The organism is Lysinibacillus sphaericus (assembly GCF_015844675.1).
Classification (GTDB): Bacteria; Bacillota; Bacilli; order Bacillales_A; family Planococcaceae; genus Lysinibacillus; species Lysinibacillus sphaericus_E.
On the sequence record NZ_LDGC01000071.1, the window covers coordinates 1 to 2,102 of the forward strand.

The following is a 2,102-nucleotide window of genomic DNA, read 5'->3' on the forward strand; positions in this document are numbered from 1 at the left end:
ATGTACAAAATTACTCGTTTTCCGAGGTTAAATGATGCTTTAATCGGTATGAATCGCCTACGATTGAGACAACGCTTGCGTGATGTAAAATACGATCTAAAATCGCATTCGCTAACTTCGGTTCAGGGAAAATTTCATCCCATGATTTGAAGTTCACATTCGTTGTGAAAATCGTGCTACGTTTCTCATATCGGGCATCAATGAGCTGGAAAAACAGCTTCGCATCCTCTGGATCAATTGGTAAATAACCAATCTCATCAATGATTAGTAGTTTATATTTCGTATAATGTTTTAAACGGCTCTCTAAGCGGTTTTCTAAACGGGCTTTCTTCAGATTCTGAATTAAATCATGGCACTTTATAAAATAGGTACTTGTTCGTTTTTTAGCTGCAGTAATACCGATTGCTGTGGCCAAATGGGTCTTACCGACACCACTTGGACCAAGGAATACAATATTCTCATTTTCTTCGATAAAACGAAGACTTTGAAAATCGAGTATTTGTTGTTGATTAATACTTGGTTGAAAATCAAAATTAAAATCCTTTATTTCCTTTAAATGTGGAAATGCAGCGACTTTCACCATCGCATGAATCATATTATGCTCACGTACATCAATTTCATAGTTTGTCAATTTTATAAGTGTATCAATAAAAGAAAGTTCATTTTTAATACTAAAGTCGATGACTTCATTCAAATGGATGCCCATTTGCTTTAATTTTAAATACGCTAAGTTTTGCTGTAGTTGCTGGTAATTTGTACTCATTAATGAATTCATTTATACATTTCTCCAATCGCAGCTAAGTTCCGTTTCGCTAAATCGTTAATATCAGGGTATTCAGGCATTGCCTTTGCCATTAATTCACGATAATGCGCCTCTTGATAATTTAGTTTTGCTTCACTTATTTTGTGTTGTGCGATTAATTCCATGTTATAATAAATCCATAATTGATTATCGTACACTTGTAGCCCTACTTTTTTGCCTTGATACCCCGGTGGTACGGAGTATTGATTGGACTTGTAGGAAATCATGCTCGATGCATTGACTTTCACAAGCGTATGGTTGATTCGATAGGAATCTCTTACTCGTTCAGTTGGTAGCTGGAGTAAGTGATTCCTTTCTTTTTGCCATTCTAAAATCGGAATTTTATTCGTCCCTTGATGAATTTCATGATTAATACGATTACATAGTTTTTCAATATAGGCTTGTAACTCAACTATATTAAACTTCCCTTGATAGGCGTGGATTTCATCTAGTAATTTCATCGTTGTTTCCACTTTTCCTTTTGTACGAGGACGACCTGCTACACACGGCCTCACCTTAAATCCAAAATCTCTCGCAAATTGAGCGAACTTCGTATTTACTTTTCCTACAAAATGTTCTGTTCGTGCTTCGTCCATCACAGTTTTCATATTGTCAGTGATGAGTTCTTCTGGTACACCACCCATTTTTTCAAACGTGTCGGTTAAGAAAGAAAATAAAACTGCTTGCGATTTGGAAATACTCATATAAAAGAATCGCATACGAGAGTGGCTCAGCACTAACACAGCTACATTAATTTCCACCTGTTCACCATTACTTGTTTCATAAAGAATACTTTCTTTCCAATCCAGTTGTGCTTGTTTACCCATACGTGTTTCATAACGGATACCGCCATTCAAAGAAGATACGCGCTCAGCTTTCTCAAAGTAAGCCTTAAATTCTGGCGTATTAGCAATATAGGTACGGAATGTAGATTGTCCACAATCTAAACCATGGTTGTCTTTTAAATACTGCCAAAGATTGCGTCGATAATAAAATACCTGCTTAGAATCTTCTGATAAGAGGCTGGCAATAATCGGGTAGAACTCATCAATTTTAGATGGCTTATTACGCTTTGTTTTTGGTATAAAGCCATTTAGATATTTATCGATTGTTCGTCGATCTACTCCCATATCCCTTGCTAATTTACTTTTATTAATTTTCATGTTTAAATGCTCCATTACTTGTTTAAAATTTGCTAAATCTGAAAGACTATTAATTTTAAATTCTGTCTCAATCTCTAGTTGAATATGCATACTAACACCTCGGTATTAGTATGAAATGAATGAGCATTTTTGTACAT

The 2,102-nt window shown here is 35.3% G+C and carries 2 protein-coding genes; both read right to left on the bottom strand.

Features of this window, described 5'->3' with window-relative positions:
* Nucleotides 1–10 precede the first annotated feature (10 nt).
* Nucleotides 11–763 (bottom strand): IS21-like element helper ATPase IstB, encoded by a 753-nt coding sequence (gene istB / locus ABE34_RS17465; RefSeq protein WP_197142911.1) that lies wholly within the window; start codon nt 761–763, stop codon nt 11–13.
* Nucleotides 764–771: 8 nt separating this feature from the next.
* A complete protein-coding gene (gene istA / locus ABE34_RS17470; RefSeq protein ID WP_197143739.1) occupies nt 772–2,055 on the bottom strand; it encodes an IS21 family transposase in 1,284 nt (427 codons plus the stop codon).
* Between the last annotated feature and the right edge of the window lie 47 nt (nt 2,056–2,102).

Coding starts and splice junctions, on each gene's coding strand:
- istB (WP_197142911.1), bottom strand. CDS start 763: ATGAGTACAAATTACCAGCAACTACAGCAAAACTTAGCGTATTTAAAA.
- istA (WP_197143739.1), bottom strand. CDS start 2,055: ATGCATATTCAACTAGAGATTGAGACAGAATTTAAAATTAATAGTCTT.